Origin of the sequence: Arcobacter venerupis (assembly GCF_013201665.1) — a bacterium.
Lineage (GTDB): Bacteria > Campylobacterota > Campylobacteria > Campylobacterales > Arcobacteraceae > Aliarcobacter > Aliarcobacter venerupis.
In genome coordinates this window covers 2,338,828-2,362,971 of record NZ_CP053840.1, presented here as the reverse complement: position 1 = coordinate 2,362,971, position 24,144 = coordinate 2,338,828, and the positions used below count along the sequence as shown (strand labels likewise).

Here is a 24,144-nt window from a genome sequence, read left to right as displayed (position 1 = left end):
ACATATGAATTACATTCAGAAAATTAGTAGGAGAAGACTGTTTGTAAATAAAAATTATAATATTTTGTTTAATTTTTTATGACCATTTATGAAATCTTAGTTATAAATTGTTAATTTTTTGTTTGATATATTAAAGATGCGAAGAGTTTTCTATAATACTCTTAACATCAATGATAATTCCAATACTTCCGTCACCTCTTACTGTTGCACCTGCAACACTATCAACTTTTTTAAAGTTTGTTTCGATTGTTTTTAAAACTACTTGTTGTTGTTGTAAAAATTCATCTATAAAAAAGGCTGCTTTTTGTGTTCCTGATTTTACAATTATTAAAATACCTTGGCTTAACTCTTTTGTTTTAGGAATAATATTTAAATACTCATGTAACCTAATTATTGGAATAAATTCATTTCTTAACATAAGTAAAGCAGAACTTCCATCACCTACAAGTTTTATCATATCTTTACTTGGTTGTATTGATTCAACGATTGATGAGGTTGGTAAGATAAAAATATTATCACCAATTTTTATATTTAAGCCATCCAAAATTGAGTGTGTTAAAGGAACTCTTATTGAAAAAATAAAACCTTCTTCTAAATCAGTTTTAATCTCTATATTTCCATTTAATTTCTTTACATGTTCTTTTATTGTTGTAATATTTTTTAATTGATTATCTTCATTCGTCTTAGAAATCTCATCATCTAAATCTAGTTCATCTTTATCAAACCCAATCCCATCATCTTCAATACTAATAAAAAATTGTCCATTTAATTGTTGAGCTACTATTTTTATAATTGCATCAGCAGTTTTGCCTTTATTAGTTCTTTCATCTGTAGTTTCTATTCCATATAAAACACTATTAGTAATTAATATTTTAATAGATGATTCCAAATGTTCAATTATTGATTTATCTACTTTTGTTTCTCCACCAATTATTTGTAATTTGATAGATTTATTTTCTGGTAGAATATTTTTAATTAGTTCATTATATGTTGAATACATATCTTCAAATTTAATCATTCTAATATCTGTTGCATAATCTTGAAGTTCAACTATATGTCTTTGAAAAAGAGTGATTTTTTCAAGTAAATTTTTTTTCTCTTCGCTGTTTGGTAAATTTTCGACACTTTGTGACATCATAGAGTTTGTAATTACTAAATCCCCAACTTTATTTAAAAGCTTTTCTAGTTTTTGTAAATCTACAGTTACATTTGAAGTATTCATCTTTTTCCTCTTTAATTTATATGTTTAATCTATAAGTAATTTTACACTCTTTTTTTGCATAAACTACATATTCTTTTAAGAAATTTAGAACATGTAATAATTTATCCTTAGTACTTTTTTATTCTACAATCAAATAAAGAGATTAATTTAATAATAAATCATTAATTTTATATCTGATTAAAAAATTATACTATAGGAATGTGAGTGTTTTAAGGCTTAAATATGAGTAATGTGAGGAAAATAAATTTTACTTTTATTCCTCACTAATAATTTTGAATTAACTTGCTTCTTGTTGCTTTAATTTTTTGTAGAGTTTCTCATGAATTTCTATCTCTTCTTTTGAAGCTTTTTTTCTGCAACTTAAATATCCTTTTGTTCCATCATAACTTTCAAAAGGATAAACTGTTGCATAAACCCAATAGTAACCACCATCTTTAGTAGAATTTTTTACGTAACCTGTCCAAATATTTCCTTTTTTTACTGTTTCCCATAAGTCATTAAATGCAGCTTTTGGCATATCTTCATGTCTAACCATATTATGAGGTTTTCCCATTAATTCTTCAATATTAAATTGTGCTATTTGACAGAAATCATTATTTGCAAATCTTATGATTCCTTTTTCATCAGTCTCACTTACTAAAAAAGCGTATTCATCTAAAATTGTTTCATTTTTCATTGTTTTTCCTTTCTAATTAAAATTTTTACTTTTTGCTCTATTTACTAATTGTTCAGCCATTTCTTGCGTTTGAGAAGAGATATTTGCCACATTATTTGCTTGATTTGCATTCTCTTGTGTTACTTGGTCAAGAAGGTTAACCATAGAATTTATTTGTTGAATTCCTTGCATTTGTTCAGTACTCGATTTACTAACATGTTCTATAATTTGAATTGTTTGCGAAATGTTTTTATTAAGTTCTTCATAACCCCTAATCATCAAATCACTTATATTTTTACCACTATTAGCTTTTTGTGTGGCTTTTTGAACAATATTTTTAATCTCTTTTGCTGCATCTGCACTTCTATTTGCAAGGTTTCTCACTTCTGCTGCAACTACTGCAAAACCACGGCCAGCTTCTCCAGCAGTTGCAGCTTCAACGGCAGCATTTAATGATAAAATATTTGTCTGAAAGGCAATTTGATCAATAATTATTATTGCTTCATTTATAGAAGTTACTTCTTGATTTATTTCATCCATAGAAGTTGCAGTTTGACTTGCTAAATTTTGGCCATCATTTACAGCATCTTTTACAATATTCCCAAGTTGAGACATTTTTTGTGCATTTTGCGCTGTATCTTTTGTAATACTTGTAATTTGCTCTATCGCTGCTGCTGTTTGTTCTAAAGAGGCTGCTTGTTCATTTGCTTTTATTGCTAATGAATTTACAGATTGAGCCATTGTAATTGAGCTATTTGATAAAGTTTGTCCATTCTCTAAATCTATATGAGCATTTAAAGACAGAGTTTTTCCTAAAAAGTTAACACTTGTTAATACTTTTAACATTTCACCTTTTATATTTTTTTTAATAGTTATTTGATTTCTAAAATCATCTTTAGAATAAGATTCTAATAATTTTGATAGATTTAAAATATCTTCATTTACTTCATCTAACATTTTATTTATTGTATTTCGAAGTGTCATAATCATTGGATTTTTTGTTTGAGATTTTACTCTTGAACTATAAATTCCTTGTTCAACTCTATCCATTGTAATTACAATTTCACCTAAGACTTTCATATCATCTTTTAAAGTGTTATCAAAATCAAGAGAAACACTATTTAATTTTTTATGAAGTAAAGAAATTTCATCATTTCCCTCTATAAATACAGGAATATATTTATTGTTTTTTAATGAAAGAAATTTTAAGAATTCATCAAAAGAGTGCGAAAAATTTATCAATCCATTTACTATTGATTGGCTAAATAAAAAGCCTAGAATCGCCAAAAGAAAACCAAAAATAATATTTAATATAATAATTAACATTGTATTTTGTGTAGTTACTCCTGCAATTCCAATACAGATAAAGCCAAATTGAGATATTAAAATAAGAATTAATAATTTATTTTTAGTTTTTATTTTCTCCAAGATTTTCATTTAATTATCCTTCTAACATAAATCTTTTACATTATTGTAAATTATATGCAAGAAGCTCTCCTTTGAAAAGGAATTTATTATTTATTAATTATAAATTATTGATATTTATTGGAAGTTTTATTATTATTTGTAATCCATCATTTTTATTATTTGCAGTTATTTCTCCTTTGAAATGTTCAGTGATAATAATTTTACTCATATATAAACCTATACCAGTCCCAACTTTGCTACTCTTTGTAGAAAAATAAGGTTCAAATATTTTTTCTAAGAATAACTCATTAACTCCTTTTGCATTATCCTCTATAATTATTATTAAATATTCATCATTTAATGATGAAGAAATTTTTATAAACTTATTTTTAATATCTTTTTCAATGAAAGCATCTTTTGAATTGGTTAAAATATTTAATATTACTTGAGCTAATTCATTTTTATATCCAAAATATGACATTTCTGAATCTATATTAATATCAAATTCAATTTTGTATTTATCAAATATAGGTTTTATTAAAGAGTAAGTAGTGTTTATTAAATCTCTAATTTTGAAAGATTCTTTTTCTTTTTTTGGTTTGAAGAAATCTTGAAAATCATCTATTGTATTTGAAAGATAAGTTATTTGTTTTTGAAAATCAGTTTTTAACTTATCAAAAATTTCATTTGTTAAATGGCCTTTTTTATATTTGATTATCATTGTATTTACGACTAAAGAGACATTATTTAAAGGTTGTCTCCACTGATGTGCAATCATATTAAGAATTAATCCCATCTCTGCTAATTTTGATTGTTGGAACATTATCGTTTGATGTTTTTCATTTTTTTCTATCTCTTCTTGAACTTTTTGTTCAAGAGTGATATTTAATTTTTTTAATTTTCTTTGGGTATTTTTTAATTCACTAATATCTATTATTGTACTAATTCTTAAATTTGTTCCTTCAATTTGATGCCCTTTAACTAAAGCGTCAAAAGTTGTTCCATCTTTTTTTACCAAAGTTATTTCATAAGGTTCTTGAGTAGTTACTAATTTTTCTTTTAATTTAGAATGATGATTTTCTTGTACAAAACTAAAATGAGTTTTTTCATAAATTTCATCAAAATTCTCATATTCAAAAATACTTAGAAACTGTTTATTTGCTTTTATTAATTTCCCATCTTTAAAAATTCCAATACCTTCGATGGTTGAATTTAGCCACTCATTTAAGTCTTGATTATGTCTTTTAAGAATTATTACAAAAGCTAAAATAAAAATTAAAATGATGATAAAAATAGTAACAACTCTCCAAATTAAACTATTATCTACAATAGTATTGTATTTAGTAACTTTCCATTTTTCTTTAATTTGTTCTATCTCATTTTTATCAATATTATTAATCCCTAAGTTAATAATATTAAGAAGTTCTGGTTTTGTATTTATTACACCAAACGATCCTCTTATTGGTTTTTCTCTTCCTAAAACTCCTGATATTTTAAATTTACCATAACCATATTTTTGGATAATTCTATCAATTGTAATGTTATCTACTATATATCCATCTATTTCACCATTATTGAGTTTTTTCATAGCACTTTCAACACTATTATCAACTGTTACATCAATATTTGGATATAAATCCAATAAATATTTTTCAAATACAGTATATTTTGTAAGTAATTTTTTATCTTCTAAAAAATGATTATCTTCCATAAAAGGTTTATCTATTTTTGTAACAATAACTAAGTTTGATTCTAAATAATAATTACTTCGATTAATTACTTTATATTGTTTGTTTGAATTTTCTACTACGATTGTTACAATGTCACATTTGCCATTTAATACATTTTCAAAATGATTTTCTATATTTTTTGATTGAACGGGCTTGAGTATTAGATTATATTCAATTGCAATTTTATTTAAAATATCCCCTGAAATACCAGTGAGTTTACCATTATCAACTCCATCAATCGGAAAGAGATTATCAAGTAAACAAACATTAACAGTATTATTGTTTTTTAAATAGTTTGCTAAATAATAATTTTTAAGCTCTTTTTTTTCATCCCATATAAAATTATCTAAACTTAGATCTTTATATTTTTGAGGAAATAATAAGGCAATTAAATTTTTTATTTCCGTCATTCTCTCTTCTTTAAATTCTCCAAAATTTTTACCATATCCACTTAACTCTTTTAAACTATTTGCTTCATAAAGTAAAGACTCTTTTGATTTATTTTGAGTGTTATATTTTTGAATAATTAAATCTATAGTCTCTGGTATATGTGAAAAGGCATATTCCCAACCTTTTTTAGAAGCATTCATGAAATCACTTACGATTTTAGGGTTGTTTTTTGCAAACTCATTTGAGGTAAAAACCATATCTCCATAAAAATCAAAACCAAATTCTCTTGGATTAAAAACATTGTATTTAATATTTTTTTCGTCTAAATAAAATTGTTGATTTGAAATGTAACCAACCATTCCATCTGATTTTTTTGAAATAAATTTATCAACATCAAAAGAGTGAGATGTTTGATGAACTTTAATTTCATGGGATGCTAAAATAGCTTTTATTGATATGTTTTCTAACTCATTTATTGAAAATTCAATATATCTATTTTCTAAAGAGTCTAAAGTTGTAAACTCTTTTTGAGTAATTAATGTTATAGGTGAAGATTGAAAAACTGGGAAAAGGGCAATAACATCAGCTCCATTTAATTTGTGATAAATTAAAGAGGAATCATCTATCCCAAAATTACTTTTATTTGTAAGTATTTCATTTTGTATATTAATATTTTTTTCAAATTCTTTAATTTGTAAATCTAATCCAACCTCTTTATAATAACCTAACTCTTTAGCCATATAAAAACCAGCAAATTGAAATTGATTTTTCCACTTTAATTGAATTGAAATTTGGTTTAAGTTATCTGAATATAAGAAATTTGTAATAATAAAAATGAATAATAAATATTTCATTATTCTCCTTGGGAATAGGTTTAAAAAGTATATGTATTATAATATAATAACCTTTTATACAGATACTTTAAATATTAAAGTTAGTTATAATCATACAGCATAAATCTAAGTGAATAAATGTTAAAATCTGAGTAATATGAGTAGAATGTAAGGGAAAAATTGAATGAAATATCATATTTTATTAATTGAAGATGATGAAAGTAGTGCAATATTAATTAAAGATTTTTTGGCAGAATATGATTTTAAAGTTGATATTGCTAACACCGTTACAACTGCAATTTCAAATATTAAATTTGAAAGTTATTCTTTGATTCTTCTAGATATTAATCTTCCTGATTTTAATGGTTTTGAAGTTTTAAAGTTTTTAAACATAAACAAAATAAATATTCCAGCAATTGTAATAAGTGCTTATTCTGATAAAAATACAAAACTTCAAGCTTTTAAATTTGGAGCAAATGATTATATGGTAAAACCAATAGATCCAGAAGAATTAGAAGCTAGAATTTGGGTTCAATTAAAAAATATTTCAGTATTTACAGAAAAAGTAAATAAAAATATATTTGTATTAGAAGATGATTCAATTACATTTAACGATAAACTTTTGAAACTTACAAAAACAGAATTTGAAATTATGAAATATCTAATAGAAAATAAAAATAGAGTTTTGGAGCGAGATTTTTTATTGACTTGTTTATCTTCAATAATTCAAAGTGATAGAAGTCTTGATTATCATATAAAAAATATAAGAATTAAAATTGGTGATAATGGAGTTAATCCAAAATATTTAGTTACAGAGTATGGTGTTGGATATAAGTTGGTTTTTTAGAGTAAAAGATTAAATCTCTTTTACTCTTTCAAACTCTTTTATAATTTCATTTATATCTTCACATCCAACAGAAATACGAAGTAATTCAACAGGAAGTCCAATTTGCTTTAAAAATTCTTGACCTTTTTGTGATGTAATCAAATCATAATGTGCAAGATAAGTATAAGGCATTAAAAGTGTAAATTCAGTTCCTAAACTAGGACCTTTCGCAAAATTTAACTTATCATATATTTTTCTAAAATTTTTTTTAAAAGTCACTGATACAATTCCTGTATATGAGTTTTCATCAATCATAAGTTTTTGATAATTTGAAGCATATTTAGGATTTAAACAATAAAAAATCTCATCAATATAATCAGTCTTTTTGAAATATTCCACTAATTTTTTTGTATTTTCCGAGATAGTTTTCATTCTTTTTTCATAATTTCTTATCTCAAAACTAAGTCTTTGAATATCTTTTATATATGGCATATCGGCGTGTTTGAAAAACTCTTGAGATATTGCAGATATTTTAGAATTTTCATTTAAAATAACAGCTCCCATTAAAACATCAGCATTTCCACTTGCAAATTTTGTTAGTGATTCCACATAAATATCTGCATAAGGTTTTAAGTTCATATTAAAAGGTGTTGCAAAAGTTGCATCTATTACTAAAACAATATTATATTTTAAACACAGATTTTTTAATCTTGGTAAATCTACAGTTTGAAGTAGTGGATTTGTTGGAATTTCTGTGATTATTGCAGAAATTGTATGACCATTAGTTTTTAAATAATCCTCAACAATATCCAAATTATTAATATCATAAAATATTTTATTTTCATCAAAATAGTGCTCGACTATATTCATAGTATCTAAATATAACCATCCAAGTTGGATTAGTTTATTTTTGCCATTTTTGTTTTGAATAGTTCTTAATCCTCTTAAGGCACAATAAACTGCATTCATTCCAGAGGGAGTTAAACAAATATTTTTTTGTGGTTGCTTATAATCACTTGCAAGTGATGAAATTACATTATCAAAAGCAATTTCTTTATCATCTAACTCTTCTTTGTGTTTACCTTTTAATAAACCAACATCAAATAGATAATCTTCAGCTAATCTTGAAGATAAGTTATAACCCACATGTTGAATAAACTTTAAAACTTTTTGCAGTTGTGACGTTCCATTTTGAACTAAAATCACTCCAAAAGGTTCATTTATTTCTATTTTATTATGAATGAAATATTTGCAACTTACAACATCTACAGCTTTTTGTGAACTTAAAAGTACAACTTCATAGGCATTTGAAACTTTGTATTTCTCTTTTATAAAAGTCGCCAAAATTTTCAAATATGGATGCATAATAAATCTTGGATATGCACTTGTAATTTTTTCTAAAATCTCTGGAGTTTGTTCTTCATAATCAATAACATCTTGTAGTTCTGGCATTGAAACAGAAACTGCATGAATGTTATTAACTGGTAGCGTTTGCCCACAAGGAATAGGATTAAAAAGGCTTTGGTTCATTTTTCGTTTTTCTACTTTACAGCTTGTTTTATATCTTCTATTAAATCTTCTACACTTTCTAAACCAATAGAAAATCTAACTGTACTATCACTAATCCCAATAGCTGCAAGTTCTTCTTTTGAAAAAGATGCGTGGGAAATTTTTGCAGGAATTTCAACTCTACTATCTGGACTTCCAAATGAACATTTTTCCCCAAATATTTTTGTATTTTCAATAAATTTTTCAGCTAATTCAACACTATTGAAATCTACACAAAAAACACCTGGAATAAATTTCATCTGTTTTTTTGCTAATTCATATTGAGGATGAGATTCTAAAGCAGGGTGAGTTACTTTTATTATGTAATCTTGCTCTTCTAGGAATTTTGCAATTATAATAGAGTTTTTTTCATGTTCAACCATTCTCACTTTTAGTGTTGGAATTCCAAGAGTTATTAAATACACATCCATTGGATTTTGGCTTCTTCCATGAGCATTTGCATAGTAGTGAATTTGTTGTGATAACTCTTTAGTTTTTGCAACTATTGCCCCAGCAACTACAGCTCCATGACCTGAAATATATTTTGTAGTTGAAAATAAAGAAAAATCAGCTCCTAAATCTAAAGGTCTTTGAGAAATAAAAGTTGCAAGTGAATTATCAACAGCAAATAAAGCTTCATATTTATGAGAAAGTTGTGCAATTTCTTTTAAATCAATGATTTTAAGTCCTGGATTTGTTGGACTTTCACATAAAACTAAATCAATAGGATTTGTTTTTAAGATATGTTCTAACATTTCAAAATCTAAAAAATCTGCAAAATGAACTGTTATATTGTATTTTTCTTTAAAGATTTTCAATAATCTAAAAGTTCCACCATAACAATCAGCTTCCACTAAAATATGAGAGTTTGCTTTTAAAACAGTTTCAAATAATAAAGATACACAAGCAATTCCTGTGTGCGTACAAACACATCCAGCTCCTCCTTCTACGTGAGTAAATAGGTTTTCTAAAACTTCTCTTGTTGGATTATCACTTCTTGTATAATCATAAATTTTATCGCCAGTTTGTTTTTTTAAATCAAATGTTCCAGTGTTGTAAATTGGAAAATGTGAAGCACCACTTACATCTTCAAAAGGTGCAAAAGATGCAATATGGCATAAAGATGTTTCTATTTGTTCACTCATAATAATCCTAATTTTTTTTGGAATTGTATCTAAAATCATATTAAGCCTAAAAAATTGTTTTTAATTTTTTCTAAGATAAAATAACAACATAAATATAAAAAATTTGGAGTTTATAATGAAAAAATCTATATTATTAATTATTTTATTGCTTACTTTTCAAGGTTGTGCAACATGGTATGGTATAAAAAAAGATAGTAGTGATGCATGGAAAGCAACGAAAGAAACTACTGGGAAAGCCTATGATTCTACGAAAGAAGCTATTCATGAAGCAACAGAATAAAAAAGAAAGATATTTATAGTATCGATTCAAATCGATATTAAAAATATCTTTTATAATTCTAATTATGGTGTTTTTGAGTAACAATTAAACTTTTATTGTCTGTAATTAAAGTTAACTCTTCATCTGTAATATTGCATTGTAAAGTCATACTTCTTTTGACTAAATCTTCAATATCTTCTGGAAGTTCAAGGTGAATAACAGAAAGATTTTTAAATCTATTAATACTTTTTTCTAATTGTTTAAGCCAAGGAATTGACATATTTTCTTGATAAGTATAAATGATTACTTTTTCAGATCTACTACAGGCTTTTTTGATTCTTTTTTCATCTGGTTGACCTACATCTATCCATAACTTTATATCATTACCATAATCTTTTTCCCATAAATCAGGCTCATCGTCTTCTGCGATACCTTTGCAAAATACTAAGTCTTCACTAGCATTTAAAATAAATGCAACAATTCGTACCATTAAACGTAATTCAGTTTCACTAGGATGTAAAGCTAGTGTTAAATTGTGTTCATTATAATAATTCGTATCCATGTTAGCAATATTCAAAAATGCTTTATGGATTGTCGATTTTGTGGACAATTTAATTCCTTTTTCTTGAGTTTGGCGAATTATAGCACTTAATTATCATTACTTTTCTAAATGCAAGGAAAAGATTGGAAATAAAGTAATATAAATATAAAATTTTTAGAATTATTTTAAATCTTTAGTAAGTATATATGAAAATTTTCTTAAGTATTTTGGAAATTTAAAAATGCTTTTTTTTTCTTTTGTTAACAATCTAGAACCTTTTTCTAGAATTACAACTATCATCAAAAGTTGTATTAAGCCTATATCTAGGGCTTTACTCTAATTGCTATAGAATTTAAAAATTATTACCAATATAATTCTAAATCATTGAACTAGGTGTCATCCCAAACATTCTTGAAAATTCTCTACTAAATTGTGAAGGACTTTCATATCCTACTTGAAATGCTATTTCATGAACTTCTTTATTTTGTAAAAGTAAAAGTTGTTTTGCTTCATCAAGACGAAGTTTTTTCTGAAATTGAATAGGAGACATTGATGTAATAGTTTTAAAATGTTGATACAAAGAAGATTCACTCATCTCAATATTATCTGCTAATTCTTTTATATTTAGTTTTTTATCAAAATTCTCTTTTATTAGACTAACTGTTTGAGCAATTTTATTTGATACTGTTCCTTCCATTGAAAATTTTCTAATGAAATATCCTGATTTACTTTTAAGTAAATTAAAAAGAATTTCTTTAATCATAAGAGGATATAAAAAATCAATATCATTTTTTTCTCTTTCTAATAATTTAACAAGTCTGTAAATTGATTCATAGAATTCAATATTTATTTCATTAAAACATAAACCTTTTTCGGCTTGTGTATCAATTTGTATTATTGGAGAATTTATATTTTTAAGTACTTCATGAATATCTTTAAGGCTAAATTTTATTCTTAATGATATATAAGGTTTTTCCTTTGAAGCTTCACTTATTCTTATTCTTGCAGGTAAATGTGTTGAAGATATTAAATAATCTTTTTCATTGTAGTTATATAATTTGTTAGCAAAAATTACATCTTTCGCACCTTGGAGTATTATGCAAATTGAAGGTTCATACATAATACTGATTTGTTCTGAAAGAGTTTTAGAAAAATAAAAATCAAGATTTGGGATTTGACTTTGGAAATCGCCTTCAAATTTATATTTAGTAATTAAATTAATCATTTCATTCCTATATTCTTCGAAAGCTTTACCCATACCTTAATCCTTTTATTTATAGATAAATTATATAAGAATATCAACAATATCACTACATAAAAACTCTAAAATTCATGCCTAATTATCCAAATAAAAAATTAAATATTATAAATCTATAGAATTAGGCAAGTAGTATGGATTAATGTTCTAGTTAATTTTTATTATGTTAACTATAATATAAAATAAAGCTTTATTTATGAAGATGAAAAGGTGTACCTATGAAATATTTTAAAAATGAACAATTAAGAAGAGACTTTATTAAAAAAATGGCAATGCTTGGTGCAGGTTTAGTTTTTTATAAGCCAGCAGATATTTTAGCAAATGAAAAAGGATATATAATGAATAAAACAATAAAAACAAAAGCTTACGCTGCATTTGATGAATCAGGTGTAATCAAACCATGGGAGTTTGAAAGAAGAGCAGTAGGTAATAATGATATTTTAATTGAGATTAAGGCTGCAAGTATTTGTCATTCAGATATTCATCAAGAAAAAGGACATTGGAGAAAACAACAATATCCACAAGTTCCAGGACATGAGATTGCAGGTGTTGTTATACAAGTTGGAAAAAATGTGATTAATTTTAAAGTTGGAGATAGAGCAGGTGTTGGTTGTATGGTTGATGGCTGTACTACTTGTGAAAATGAAGAACAGTATCAATCAGATACATTGTTTACTTATGGATTTCCAGATAAAAGAGAACCAAGTGGAATTACACAAGGTGGTTATTCAACTCATATTGTTGTAAGAGACCATTTTGCAGTGCATCTTCCTTCAAATATCAGTTTCCAAGAAGCTGCACCACTTCTTTGTGCAGGAATTACTACATATTCGCCAATTATGAAGGCTAATATTAATAAGGGTGATAAAGTTGCAGTTGCAGGAATTGGTGGATTAGGGCATATGGCTGTAAAACTAGCAGTTTCAAAAGGTGCAGAGGTTTATGCTTTCACAACATCAGCAGATAAAATTAAAGATATTAAATCATTTGGAGCAAAAGAAGTAATTGTAGTTGATAGTAATGAAAAATTTGAAGAATATCTAGGACAAATGGATTATATGATTTCTACAATCCCCTATCAATTTGATGTGGCAGCATATGCTTCTGTTGTAAAACCATACGGTTTTTTCACTCAAGTTGGTATGCCTGAGAATTTCCAAATCACTTTAAATAATCTTGGATTATCAGCAAGTAGAGTTAACTTTAATGCTTCACTTATTGGAGGAATGAAAGAGACTCAAGAACTTGTTAATTACTGTGCAGAGAATAAAATATTACCTGAAATTCAAATTATTCAAGCTCATGAGATAACTCAAGCTTGGAAAGATGTTGAAAATAAAAAAGCACGTTATAGATACGTAATTGATACAGCAACAATTTAAATTTTTTTGGTATCAAGAATGAAGCGAAAACTATCAGTCATTTTTTTAATATTACTATTTTCGCAAAGTTTTATGGGAATATCTGCAAATGAAATAAAACAGAAAGAAGAGAATATGAGTGATAAAATTAAAATTACAATAGGTTCAAAAGTGTTTATTGCAACACTAGATGAAAATGAAACAGTTAAAGAATTAAAAAAGATGCTACCACTTACATTGAACATGAATGAACTAAATGGAAATGAAAAATATTTTGATTTTTCACATAACTTACCAACAAACTCATCAAAACCTAAAACTATACATTCTGGGGATTTGATGATATGGAGTTCAAATACTTTAGTACTTTTTTATAAAACATTTCCTACACCATATAGTTATACCAAAATAGGTCATATTGATGACCTTAATGGTTTAGAAGAAGCTCTTGGTTTGGATGAGGTTACTATTATATTTGAATCTAAATGATTCATTTACATTATATAAATTCACATAATAAATAAATTATAAAATATCATTAGGAAAGATATGAAGAAAAGAATAAAAATTAATGAAGAGTCTACTATTCCACTTTGGGGAGCAGTTTGGGCGATGTCATTATGTGCAATGGTTTTAGTTGCATCAGAATTTATGCCAGTAAGTTTACTAACACCAATAGCCGCTGAGTTAGCAATCACAGAAGGTCATGCGGGACAATCTATATCAATATCAGGGCTATTTGCATTAGTTACGAGCCTTTTTATTACATCAATTATTGGACATACAGATAGACGAAGTGTATTGCTTTTTTTTACAGCCTTAATGGGTGTATCAGGAATAATGGTTGCATTTGCTCCTGATTCAAATATACTAATGATTGGCCGTGCTGTTTTAGGTATTTGTATTGGTGGTTTTTGGTCTATGTCAGCTGCTACAATTATGCGTCTTGTACCTAAAGAAATTGTACCAAAGGCATTAGCTATTTTAAATGGTGGAAATGCCTTAGCAACTACAGTTGCAGCACCATTAGGAAGTTATCTTGGTGGAATTATTGGTTGGAGAGGTGCATTTTTTTGTATTGTTCCAGTTGCTGTTATTACTTTTGTCTGGCAATATAAAAGTATGCCACACTTGCCTGCACGGCATTCATATGGACATAGACCAAAACTCAGTAGTGTATTTAAACTTTTAAAACAATGGAAAGTAACTTTAGGAATGCTTTCAACCATGTTCTTTTTCATGGGACAGTTTGCACTATTTACTTATCTTAGACCTTTTCTAGAAATACACACAGGTGTAGATGTTGAAACACTATCACTTATTTTATTAGCTATGGGTTTATCAGGTCTTATAGGAACTTTTATTATTGGGAATATTTTAAAAACAAGACTTTATAGTTTACTCATTGTCATTCCTTTTTTAATGATGTTGATTGTTATCTCTCTTCTTTATTTTGGAGATTCTTTATTAGCTGTATTTATTCTTATGAGTTTTTGGGGACTTTTGGGAACATCAGCTCCTGTTGCATGGTGGACATGGCTTAGTAAAACTTTACCAAACGATACAGAGGCTGGTGGAGGATTGATGGTTGCAATTGTACAATTGGCTATTACAGTAGGCGCAGCAGGTGGAGGTTTACTTTTTGATATTTACGGTTATGAAATTACCTTTGTGTTTAGTGCAATCATTTTAGCAGTTGCCACACTTATGGCAAGTGTAACAGCATTTTATACATATAAAAAAGAAAAAGCATAATTAAAAGTTGTTTTGTAATATATTTTTTTTGATGTACTAAAAAAAATAGAAAAAAAAATAAAAAGCTACTATAGGGTTTTATACATAAGAGTTTAAGTGAAGAAGAAAATTTAAATTTACAAAAGATGAATTAATGAAATAAGGGATAAAAAATAAAGATATATTAATTGTGAAATATTTAACAAATAAAGTAAAAAGAAAACCCTTTTTAGGGTATCTATTTTTATAAAAAGTATTGGTGGAGATGTGCTCCATCCAAAGTTATTCTAAAGCCTATTTTTTAGGGCTTTTAATTTGAATGAATTTTAAAATACCGTAATAATTACCGTGAAAAATAGATGCTAGATAAATTTTTTGATTCAATCCCATTTGATGAGATTGAATTCAAAAAGAATATCTATCAAAATAAATTTTTATTTTATATCTTTTATTATTTTAATTGTAGTTTCAAGTCCGTTTTCATTTTCTAAGAAATCATCACTTGAATTGATATTTTTTGCTCTTTTTTGAATTAGTTCTAAATAGTATTTAATATCTTCAAGTGTAGAAATAATCATCTCTTTTTGTTCATTATGCATATATTAAATCTTTTTGAATCATTTTAAGAAATATTGGTTTAATATTTTTATGTTCTCTTATAATATCTACTTTTCTATCCAAGTCATTTTCTATTTGTTCTTTTATTGCTACCATATCAAATAATGATGGTTTCATTTTTACAAAAATATCTATATCGCTATTTTCTGTCGCTTCATCTCTTGCATAACTTCCAAATAGTCCTATCTGTTCAACATTATATTTATTTTTGAATTCAGAATAATGCTCTTTTAAATAATTTAAGATATTTGTTTTATCAATTGGTTTTGACATCGTTATATCTCCTTTAAAATTTATTCTATAAGATTATATCATAAAATATTTTACAACTTTTCTTTCATCCAGTTATCAACTTTTTCTTCTTCCCAAATTGTAATTATAGGACTTAATTTAATAGGTTTAGGAAATTTGCCCTCACTAATCCATAACCAAATTGTACTTTTTGCTATTCCTGTTTTTTTCATAACATCTACTATTCTCAAAAAATTAGTCATTGTTTTTATTTTCCTTTCACTGTTTAAGGGATGGTTCCCCTTTTATCTGTATATACTTTTCATGTAGTAGTCTATATAGGCTTAGTGGTGCTAAAGTTCTACTACAATTAAATCTAATAATCCTATGTTTGCAATACCAAGCATTAAAGTATTTATCTTTTTTTGATAGTGGCAAAGTTTTATTTATATATTTCATATATTGTTATATCAACTAATTCTTTTTTTGAAACACCATTATTTAACTTTTGATTTGCTAGTAATTGCACAGCACCTAATTCTTTATTTATGTAGATTGGTTCTTCGTAGCAATCTATTACTTTACCTTGAATTATTATGTTCGTTATAATTTACAACTTCTTGAGATAATTCAATATATTTTAAGTTATAATAGTTTTCAAAAAATATTATTATAATTGGAGAAATATGATTCTGGAAAAGGTATTAATTGAAAATTTTAAGTCTATAAATAGTTTAGAAATCGATGTTAAAAAAATTGCTGATAGTTACACTACTTATTTTATAGGGCTTAATGAAGTTGGTAAAACTAATATTTTAAAAGCATTATCATATTTTAATTGTCCTGCAAACAAGGATAATGATTATTTTTTTTTAAGTAATCAAAAAAATGAAGATAAAGAATTTATAGATTTATATTATTTTCTAAAATTTGAAAATAAGGATATTTATTTAAAAAAGATTAATGAAAAAATTATTGGTAAATATAAATTAGAATTTGAAATAATTGATATTGAAAAAAATGTTTTCATGAAAAATGATTCTATTGAATTTGAATATATGTATAATTATAAATTAAAAGTTTTGAATAAGAATTTGTATCTTAAAAAACTTGAACCTCAAGTATTTGAATTGTTTGATTATCATACAGTTGATTCAGAGTTAGTAACGGAAGAAGAAATTTTAAAGCATTTTAATGATTTAATATTTGAAATTATCGAACAAAATGAGCCATTAGTTTCCTTTTGGAGACCTTCAGATGAATATTTAATATCAGAGGTTAATTTAAAAGATTTTCAAAAAAATCCAGATAGTAATATTCCTTTAAAAAATATTTTTACACTTGCTGGTTATAAAACATACGAAGAAATAAATATTACTATTAATTCTTTAGGTAATAGACAAATTGTAAGTAGATTGAAAAGTAAATTATCAACTAAAACAACGGAGTATGTAAAAAAAATATGGAATCATAATATAATATTTGAAATGGATATTTCAGATAGTAAAATTTGTAGTATTTCTATAAAAGATGATGGAGAAGAAAATAAACACAATTTTTATAATATGTCAACCAGAAGTGATGGTTTCAAACAATTTATTTCCTTGATATTATCTTTATCAATCGAAACAAAAGAAAATGATAAAATTAATAGATTAATATTAATTGATGAACCTGAAATTCATTTACATCCTTCTGGAATTAGAGATTTGGGAAAAGAATTGCTTGAAATAGGAAAATATAATTTTCTATTTGTATCTACTCATTCTCCTTTTATTATTGATCAAATAAACAAAGAAAGGCATATAATAATAAAAAAAGATAAATTTGCAAATACAATAAAAAAAAGAATTAATTCATATGATGATCTTAGAGACGATGAAGTTTTATTTGAAGCTTTTGGAATTAATATTTTTAAAGACTTATTAGTATCTAAAAGGTTGTTAGTAGAGGGAGCTTCTGATAGATTAATTTTATACAAATTATTTGAAATGGAAAAAATAGAATGTGGAATAACAAATAGTCGGGGGAGTAATATCACATTAGTAGCTTCAAAGTTTAATCAAGAAGAAATAGATATTATGGTTTTAGTTGATGGGGATAAAGATGGAAATAAATATAAAGAAAATATTTTAGAACTAAGAGGAATATTTAATTCTGGAAATGTTTACACGTTAAATGACCTTGTACCTAAAGCAATTAGTGATTGTACAATTGAAGATTTTTTAGGAAAGAATTTTATTCAGGGGAAATTTAATGAATTTTATAAAAAAAGTTATGGTGATGATATCTCTTTAGAGATAGATGAATCTAAGCCAATTGTAGAACAAATAAAAATATATCTAATTAAAAATCGAGAAGAACTAAAAGAGGATAAAAAACAACTAAAATTTATTATTGATAATTTTAAGATTTTTGTTTCTGAAGAAATAAAATTCCAAAAGTCTAGTTGGAAATCTAATTTTCCATTATTTGATGAACTTATAAAAAATTTAAAGTTAAAATTAATATAAACTATAGCTTTGAAAGATAATTAATTAATTAATTAATTTTCTCATTCCATCTTTATAAGTTTCTCTATTATAAGCCTCTTTAACTTTATTAGTCTCTTTATGAGCTAATAAAGCTTTGATAACTTCACACTACTTCATTGGTTTTTATTTATATTTTCATAGGCTATTGTTGAAAACATTGCTCTTTTTGTATAGCCCATTCTTCTTAATGCTCTAATTAGTGTATTATCACTCATAGGTCTATCTTAACTTCTAAAGCTTGGAAATACATATTTACCAATTCCCATGAATTATTGCACTTCTATTAATATCTCAATTACTTGATTTACAAATGAAAATATAAATTTTGTTTTTGTTTTAATTCTAAGAACTGGAATTATCCATTGTTTGTTTTTAAAATTAATATATCCCTAAAAGTTTTAGAACTGATTATTGATTGTACGGTATTGTTTATAAAAGAGGTAAAAAGTGGCAATTTTTGGTACTTTTTAGATTTTTTAAGTTTTTTTTGGATTGTGTATTGGTGGAGAAGACGGGGTTCGAACCCGTGTCTTAAAATATTTGACTTTAATATCTATACATGCTTTTTAGTAGTTTGATTTAATTTAAATAAAGTACAACTAAACTTTAAATAAACGATCTTTTATTTATTAGTCTTGACTTAAAAGATAATTATCAAGATATATCTGTTTGTTTTGTTATACTTCAAACCCTACTCTAACAGCTAATCTGTAGGTGAAGCAATGCCCGTTTCAATTAAGAAACAGGGGAGCTAATTAAGCTGCAACCCTTTGAGGCATATATGTGTTATTGTTTGCATTTAAACATTTTTTTGAGCCGATTAACGATATGCTCAGACCGACATGCAACTAAAATCAAAATACTCTAATCGAAGCCAAAACTTCCCCATAAGTATTTACATTTGGAATTATAATCATTTAATATTAAAAGCATATTTAAATTCTTGACCACAACCATTTAAAATCAATGTTAATTGTAATCAAATTGTTACTAAATGGTAATTTTAAACTATTTTATCCATTCTTATATTTAAAAATAGTACAATAAATACATAAAAATATATCGGAGTGAATAATGAGTAAAAAAGGTATTTTAATTATCGGAGCAGGTGGAGTTAGTAGAGTAGCCACTGTTAAATGTGCAATGAACATCGACACTTTTGAAAAGATTACATTAGCATCAAGAACAGTTTCAAAATGTGAATCTATTGCTGCTGATATTTTAAAAAATCAAGGAGTACAAATTGATGTAGCTTCTGTTGATGCTGATAATGTAGATGAATTAGCAAAATTAATTCAAAAAGTAAATCCAAAATTAGTACTAAATGTAGCGTTACCTTATCAAGATTTAACAATTATGGACGCTTGTACAAAATGTGGAGTTGATTATGTAGATACTGCAAACTACGAACATCCTGATGAAGCAAAATTTGAATATAAATTACAATGGGCAAGAAATGACCAATTCAAAGAAGCTGGAATCATGGGATTATTAGGTTCAGGTTTTGACCCAGGTGTAACTGGAGTATTTTGTGCTTATGCTCAACAAAATCTTTTTGATGAAATTCACACTATAGATATTATGGATTGTAATGCTGGTGACCATGGTTACAAATTTGCTACAAACTTTAATCCAGAAATTAACCTAAGAGAAGTATCTGCAAATGGTAGATATTGGGAAAATGGACAATGGATTGAAACTACGCCTTTAGAAATCAGAGTTGACCATGATTATCCAGAAGTTGGAGTAAAAGCTTCTTATCTTTTATACCACGAAGAGTTAGAATCATTAGTTAAAAATATCAAAGGTTTAAAAAGAATTAGATTCTTTATGACATTTGGAGATGCTTATATTCAACACATGAATTGTTTACAAAATGTTGGAATGTTAGGAATTGAGCCAGTTATGCATAAAGGTGTAATGATTACTCCAATTGAATTCTTAACTACATTATTACCAGATCCTGCAAGCCTTGGGCCAAGAACTGTTGGAAAAACAAATATCGGTTGTATTATCGAAGGTATTAAAGATGGAAAAGCAAAAAAAGTTTACATCTACAATATTTGTGACCACCAAGAGTGTTATAAAGAAACAGGAGCACAAGCTGTAAGTTATACTACAGGAGTTCCTGCAATGATTGGTTCTAAATTACTTTACAAAGGCATTTGGAAAAATAAAGGTGTATTTAACATAGAAGAATTTGATGCAAAACCATTTATGGAAGAATTAATGACTCAAGGTCTTCCTTGGAAAATTGTAGAACTATAAATTAATTCTTTTTTCCATACTTAGCGTTGGAATAGAAGATTTTACAAACTCATTTACTAATGTAAACTCCTTTGTAAAATTTCTCTTCCGCCTTGATTATGAAAAAAATCTTTTAATTTATCTATTTTAATAAGAGGAGTTTGTGATGAAAAAATATATTTGTACAGCGTGTGATTATATTTATGATCCAGCTATTGGTAATCCTGATTCAGGAATTGAGGCAGGTACTGCATTTGAAGATTTACCAGAAGATTGGGAATGCCCAGATTGTGGTGTAAGTAAAGAGGATTTTGAGCCACTTGAAGACTAATAATATAATAGTAGATAGTTTTGATAAACTACCAAGTCCAAGTTTTGTATGTGAAGAAAAACTTTTAGAAAAAAACTTAATTCTTCTAAAAAGAATCCAAGATGAGGCAGATGTAAATATTCTTTTAGCATTAAAAGGTTTTGCAATGTGGTCAACTTTTGATTTATGCAAAAAATATCTAAAAGGATGTTGTGCATCTGGACTTCATGAAGCAATCTTAGCAAAAGAAGAGTTTGGTGGAGAAGTTCACACTTATTCTGCTGCTTTTAAAGATGATGAAATAGATGAGATTATTTCAATATCAAATCATGTTGTTTTTAACTCTTTTAATCAATTAAAAAGATATAAAGATAAAGCTTATGGAAAAACATCATTAGGAATTAGATTAAATCCTGAATACTCATCTGTTGAAGTAAATTTATATAATCCTTGTGCACCATTTTCAAGAATGGGAACAACAAAAGCAAATTTTGATGAGTCTTTATTAGAGTATTTAGATGGTTTCCATTTTCATGCACTTTGTGAACAAAATGTTGATGCACTTGAAGGTGCATTAGCAGCTTTTGAAGAGAAATTCTCTCAATATTTCGACAAGTTAAAATGGGTAAATTTTGGTGGTGGTCATCATATCACAAGAGCTGATTATGATGTTGAGGGCTTAATTAAACTTTTAAAAGATTTTAAATCAAGATACCCACATCTAAAAGTTTATCTAGAACCAGGTGAAGCTATAGGTTGGCAAACTGGATATTTAGTAGGAACTGTTCTTGATGTAATAAATAATGGTATGGATTTAGTTATTTTAGACACATCAGCTGAAGCTCACATGCCTGATACTCTTGCAATGCCATATCGAGCAATGGTAAGAAACTCAGGCCTTGCAGGTGAAAAAAAGTATACTTATAGATTAGGTGGAAATACTTGTTTAGCTGGAGATATTATTGGAGATTATTCTTTTGATGAACCTTTAGAAGTAGGGGATAAAATCATTTTTGAAGATATGATTCATTACACAATGGTTAAAACTACAACTTTTAATGGTATAAAATTACCATCAATTGTAATAAAACATAATGATGAATGTTATCAAATTGTAAAAAACTTTGGTTATAATGATTACAAAATGAGACTTTCATAGGAGATTAAATGACTGGACAGGAAAGAAATATTATTGATCATGAATTTTCAGATATGGAAGTTATTGATAGTAAGAAACCAATAAAACATAATTATAAAAATAAAAATAGAAAAAAAGAAGAGCTAGAAAAAAAAGAAGAAAACGGAATTAAAAAAGTTCAGATTTGGGTACGAGAAGAAACTTTAGAGTACGAAAAAGAGTTAACAAAACTTCAAATTGAACTTTTAAAACTTCAAAATCATGTTAAAGAAGAAGGTTTAAAGATTTTGATGATTTTTGAAGGTAGAGATGCTGCTGGAAAAGGTGGAACTATTAAAAGAATCACCGAACATCTAAATCCTAGGGGGGCAAGAGTTGTTGCTTTAGAAAAACCTAGTGATATAGAAAGAACTCAATGGTATTTTCAAAGATATACTCAATATCTTCCAAGTTCAGGTGAAATAGTTTTATTTGATAGATCTTGGTATAACAGAGCAGGTGTTGAGCCTGTTATGGGATTTTGTACAACTGAAGAACACCATGAATTTTTAAGAGAAGTTCCTGAATTTGAAAAAATGTTAGTAAAATCTGGAATTATTTTATTTAAATTTTATTTTTCAGTTTCTAAGAAAGAACAATTAAGCAGATTTAAAAAAAGAGAGATTGACCCTCTAAAACAGTATAAACTCTCTCCTGTAGATAAAGAGTCTCAAAATTTATGGGATAAATACACAATTGCAAAATTTTCAATGTTAATGGCTTCTAATACAGATCTTGCTCCTTGGACTGTAATTAAGAGTGATAATAAAAAAAGAGCTAGATTAAATTGTATAAGACATATTTTATCTCAAGTGAATTATGTAAATAAAACTGATGAAAATCTATTTGAAATTGAAAATGAGATATTAATTAGTGGAACAGAAGAAATAGAAAATATGGAACAAGACAATAAATTTGCGAGGTTATAATAGATGAATTTAGGTGATTTTGAAAGAACAAATTATAGTGGATTGTATATCTCTAAAGAGAGTCATCCTGAATATGGGAATAAATATATAGCAAGATTTCAGCATGATAAAAAGAGATATGTAAAAGTATTAGGTTATTCAAAAAAAGATAATTTAACTAGAAAAGATGCATTTGAGTTACTAAAATCATTTAAAGAGTCTATTTTAGAAAAATCCGAAGAAATAGTTGAAGAAAAAATTAATTTACAGGAAAATAACTTGTTAGCTAAAGATAATGAAATTTTAAAAAAATTACAAGAAGAAAATGAATTATTAAAATCAATTATAGGTGATTATAAAAAATTAAACTCTCATGTTTTATCTGAAGGAGTTCAAAAAATTTATGATTTAGATGCTTTGAAAAAATATCAAATTGAGTTAATAAAACTTCAAAATTGGCTTGAAAAAGAGAATAAAAGAATGATTATTATCTTTGAAGGAAGAGATGCTTCTGGAAAAGGTGGAGCGATTAGAAGAATAACTAGATATATGAATAATAAACACTATAGAGTAGTAGCCCTTGGGAAACCAACTGAAACACAAAAAAATGAGTGGTTTTTACAAAGATATATTGAACATTTTCCAACAGGTGGAGAGATAGTTCTATTTGACAGATCTTGGTATAATAGAGCGATGGTTGAACCAATTTTTGGATTTTGTACACCTGAAGAACATGAAATATTTATGGAAGATATTGTTAATTTCGAGCAAGATTTAGTTAGACAAGGAATGATTCTAATTAAACTATATTTTTCTGTTTCAAAAGAAGAACAAAAAAGAAGATTTGATAGAAGAATTGAAGATCCATTAAGACAATGGAAATTCTCTGAAGTTGATATGCAAGCTCAAGATTTGTGGGATGAATTCTCAGAAAAAAAATATGAGATGTTAAGACGTACAACTTCAAGATCTGCACCTTGGCATATAGTAAGAAGTGATGATAAACACAAAGCTAGACTTGAAGCTATGAAAATAATTTTAAATTCTGTTGATTATGATGGACGAAATTATTCACTAGATTTCGATGCAAATGAAGAGATTAATATCTCTGTTCAGAAAGAACTTCTTCAAATGAGAAAATCAAAAGATTATTAAATCTTTTGATTTTTTATACTAAAAACAACAAAAAACTCATATAAATCTTTTATCA

General features: G+C 26.4%; 22 protein-coding genes and 1 other RNA gene. 11 read left to right on the top strand and 12 right to left on the bottom strand.

The features are described from left to right. Positions 1 to 130: 130 nt before the first annotated feature. The 4 genes from AVENP_RS11735 to AVENP_RS11720 form a co-directional block, all read right to left on the bottom strand. Entirely contained in the window at positions 131 to 1,222 is a 1,092-nt protein-coding gene (locus AVENP_RS11735) for a chemotaxis protein CheA (protein WP_128359078.1), read from the bottom strand. A 277-nt stretch (positions 1,223 to 1,499) separates the two neighbouring features. Further along, positions 1,500 to 1,898, bottom strand: a complete 399-nt coding sequence (locus AVENP_RS11730) for a PAS domain-containing protein (RefSeq protein WP_128359077.1) — start codon at positions 1,896 to 1,898, stop codon at positions 1,500 to 1,502. A gap of 12 nt (positions 1,899 to 1,910) precedes the next feature. Further along, positions 1,911 to 2,492 carry a methyl-accepting chemotaxis protein gene (locus tag AVENP_RS16110; protein WP_430385361.1) on the bottom strand — a complete coding sequence of 194 codons (582 nt, stop codon included), beginning with the start codon at positions 2,490 to 2,492 and terminating at the stop codon, positions 1,911 to 1,913. Between the two features lie 910 nt (positions 2,493 to 3,402). Further along, positions 3,403 to 6,258 carry an ABC transporter substrate-binding protein gene (locus AVENP_RS11720; protein ID WP_128359076.1) on the bottom strand — a complete coding sequence of 952 codons (2,856 nt, stop codon included), beginning with the start codon at positions 6,256 to 6,258 and terminating at the stop codon, positions 3,403 to 3,405. 163 nt (positions 6,259 to 6,421) lie between these two features. Here AVENP_RS11720 and AVENP_RS11715 point away from each other — a divergent pair, with 163 nt between their 5' ends. Beyond that, complete coding sequence (locus AVENP_RS11715) at positions 6,422 to 7,084, top strand: response regulator transcription factor (protein ID WP_128359075.1); 663 nt, start codon at positions 6,422 to 6,424, stop codon at positions 7,082 to 7,084. A 9-nt stretch (positions 7,085 to 7,093) separates the two neighbouring features. Here the strand turns inward: AVENP_RS11715 and AVENP_RS11710 are convergent, their stop codons facing one another. After that, positions 7,094 to 8,593: a PLP-dependent transferase gene (locus AVENP_RS11710; protein ID WP_128359074.1), complete on the bottom strand. Its 1,500-nt coding sequence runs from the start codon at positions 8,591 to 8,593 to the stop codon at positions 7,094 to 7,096. A gap of 11 nt (positions 8,594 to 8,604) precedes the next feature. Further along, the gene (locus AVENP_RS11705; RefSeq protein WP_128359073.1) at positions 8,605 to 9,756 is read right to left on the bottom strand and encodes a trans-sulfuration enzyme family protein; all 1,152 of its coding nucleotides are present in this window, start codon (positions 9,754 to 9,756) and stop codon (positions 8,605 to 8,607) included. Between the two features lie 115 nt (positions 9,757 to 9,871). Between AVENP_RS11705 and AVENP_RS11700 the strand changes: the two genes are divergently transcribed. Next, positions 9,872 to 10,036, top strand: coding sequence for an entericidin EcnAB (locus tag AVENP_RS11700; protein WP_172664300.1), 165 nt, complete (start codon positions 9,872 to 9,874; stop codon positions 10,034 to 10,036). Between the two features lie 58 nt (positions 10,037 to 10,094). Here AVENP_RS11700 and AVENP_RS11695 read toward each other — a convergent pair whose 3' ends face one another. Both AVENP_RS11695 and AVENP_RS11690 read right to left on the bottom strand, forming a co-directional pair. Beyond that, positions 10,095 to 10,625: a YaeQ family protein gene (locus tag AVENP_RS11695; protein WP_128359072.1), complete on the bottom strand. Its 531-nt coding sequence runs from the start codon at positions 10,623 to 10,625 to the stop codon at positions 10,095 to 10,097. Positions 10,626 to 10,932: 307 nt separating this feature from the next. Further along, the gene (locus AVENP_RS11690; RefSeq protein ID WP_128359071.1) at positions 10,933 to 11,814 is read right to left on the bottom strand and encodes an AraC family transcriptional regulator; all 882 of its coding nucleotides are present in this window, start codon (positions 11,812 to 11,814) and stop codon (positions 10,933 to 10,935) included. Between the two features lie 218 nt (positions 11,815 to 12,032). On the opposite strand from AVENP_RS11690, the gene AVENP_RS11685 reads away from it, so the two are divergent. The 3 genes from AVENP_RS11685 (at position 12,033) to AVENP_RS11675 (ending at position 14,930) form a co-directional block, all read left to right on the top strand. Continuing rightward, on the top strand, positions 12,033 to 13,196 hold the full coding sequence (locus AVENP_RS11685) for an NAD(P)-dependent alcohol dehydrogenase (RefSeq protein WP_128359070.1): 1,164 nt from the start codon (positions 12,033 to 12,035) through the stop codon (positions 13,194 to 13,196). 114 nt (positions 13,197 to 13,310) lie between these two features. After that, positions 13,311 to 13,664, top strand: coding sequence for a cyclophilin-like fold protein (locus AVENP_RS11680; protein WP_204514125.1), 354 nt, complete (start codon positions 13,311 to 13,313; stop codon positions 13,662 to 13,664). Between the two features lie 60 nt (positions 13,665 to 13,724). Next, entirely contained in the window at positions 13,725 to 14,930 is a 1,206-nt protein-coding gene (locus AVENP_RS11675; RefSeq protein ID WP_204514124.1) for an MFS transporter, read from the top strand. Between the two features lie 413 nt (positions 14,931 to 15,343). Here the strand turns inward: AVENP_RS11675 and AVENP_RS11670 are convergent, their stop codons facing one another. The 3 genes from AVENP_RS11670 to AVENP_RS11660 are packed head-to-tail and all read right to left on the bottom strand — an operon-like array spanning position 15,344 to position 16,021. Then, the gene (locus AVENP_RS11670; protein ID WP_153802240.1) at positions 15,344 to 15,508 is read right to left on the bottom strand and encodes a hypothetical protein; all 165 of its coding nucleotides are present in this window, start codon (positions 15,506 to 15,508) and stop codon (positions 15,344 to 15,346) included. After that, positions 15,501 to 15,800 (bottom strand): nucleotidyltransferase family protein, encoded by a 300-nt coding sequence (locus AVENP_RS11665; RefSeq protein ID WP_128359068.1) that lies wholly within the window; start codon positions 15,798 to 15,800, stop codon positions 15,501 to 15,503. The genes AVENP_RS11670 and AVENP_RS11665 overlap by 8 nt, the downstream gene beginning before the upstream one ends. 50 nt (positions 15,801 to 15,850) lie before the next feature. After that, a complete protein-coding gene (locus AVENP_RS11660) occupies positions 15,851 to 16,021 on the bottom strand; it encodes a helix-turn-helix transcriptional regulator (protein ID WP_128359067.1) in 171 nt (56 codons plus the stop codon). A 423-nt stretch (positions 16,022 to 16,444) separates the two neighbouring features. Here AVENP_RS11660 and AVENP_RS11655 point away from each other — a divergent pair, with 423 nt between their 5' ends. Further along, the gene (locus AVENP_RS11655; RefSeq protein ID WP_128359066.1) at positions 16,445 to 18,271 is read left to right on the top strand and encodes an ATP-dependent nuclease; all 1,827 of its coding nucleotides are present in this window, start codon (positions 16,445 to 16,447) and stop codon (positions 18,269 to 18,271) included. 521 nt (positions 18,272 to 18,792) lie between these two features. Here the strand turns inward: AVENP_RS11655 and ssrA are convergent. Further along, positions 18,793 to 19,179: a transfer-messenger RNA gene (ssrA, locus tag AVENP_RS11650) on the bottom strand. Positions 19,180 to 19,366: 187 nt separating this feature from the next. On the opposite strand from ssrA, the gene AVENP_RS11645 reads away from it, so the two are divergent. The 5 genes from AVENP_RS11645 (at position 19,367) to ppk2 (AVENP_RS11625) (ending at position 24,089) form a co-directional block, all read left to right on the top strand. Beyond that, on the top strand, positions 19,367 to 20,560 hold the full coding sequence (locus AVENP_RS11645) for a saccharopine dehydrogenase family protein (RefSeq protein ID WP_128359065.1): 1,194 nt from the start codon (positions 19,367 to 19,369) through the stop codon (positions 20,558 to 20,560). Positions 20,561 to 20,705: 145 nt separating this feature from the next. After that, complete coding sequence (rd, locus tag AVENP_RS11640; protein ID WP_128359064.1) at positions 20,706 to 20,870, top strand: rubredoxin; 165 nt, start codon at positions 20,706 to 20,708, stop codon at positions 20,868 to 20,870. After that, positions 20,860 to 22,008, top strand: a complete 1,149-nt coding sequence (gene nspC / locus AVENP_RS11635; protein WP_128359063.1) for a carboxynorspermidine decarboxylase — start codon at positions 20,860 to 20,862, stop codon at positions 22,006 to 22,008. The genes rd and nspC overlap by 11 nt, the downstream gene beginning before the upstream one ends. Before the next feature lie 53 nt (positions 22,009 to 22,061). Beyond that, complete coding sequence (gene ppk2 / locus AVENP_RS11630) at positions 22,062 to 22,955, top strand: polyphosphate kinase 2 (RefSeq protein ID WP_430385360.1); 894 nt, start codon at positions 22,062 to 22,064, stop codon at positions 22,953 to 22,955. Positions 22,956 to 22,958: 3 nt separating this feature from the next. After that, entirely contained in the window at positions 22,959 to 24,089 is a 1,131-nt protein-coding gene (gene ppk2 / locus AVENP_RS11625) for a polyphosphate kinase 2 (RefSeq protein WP_128359061.1), read from the top strand. Positions 24,090 to 24,144: the final 55 nt, after the last annotated feature.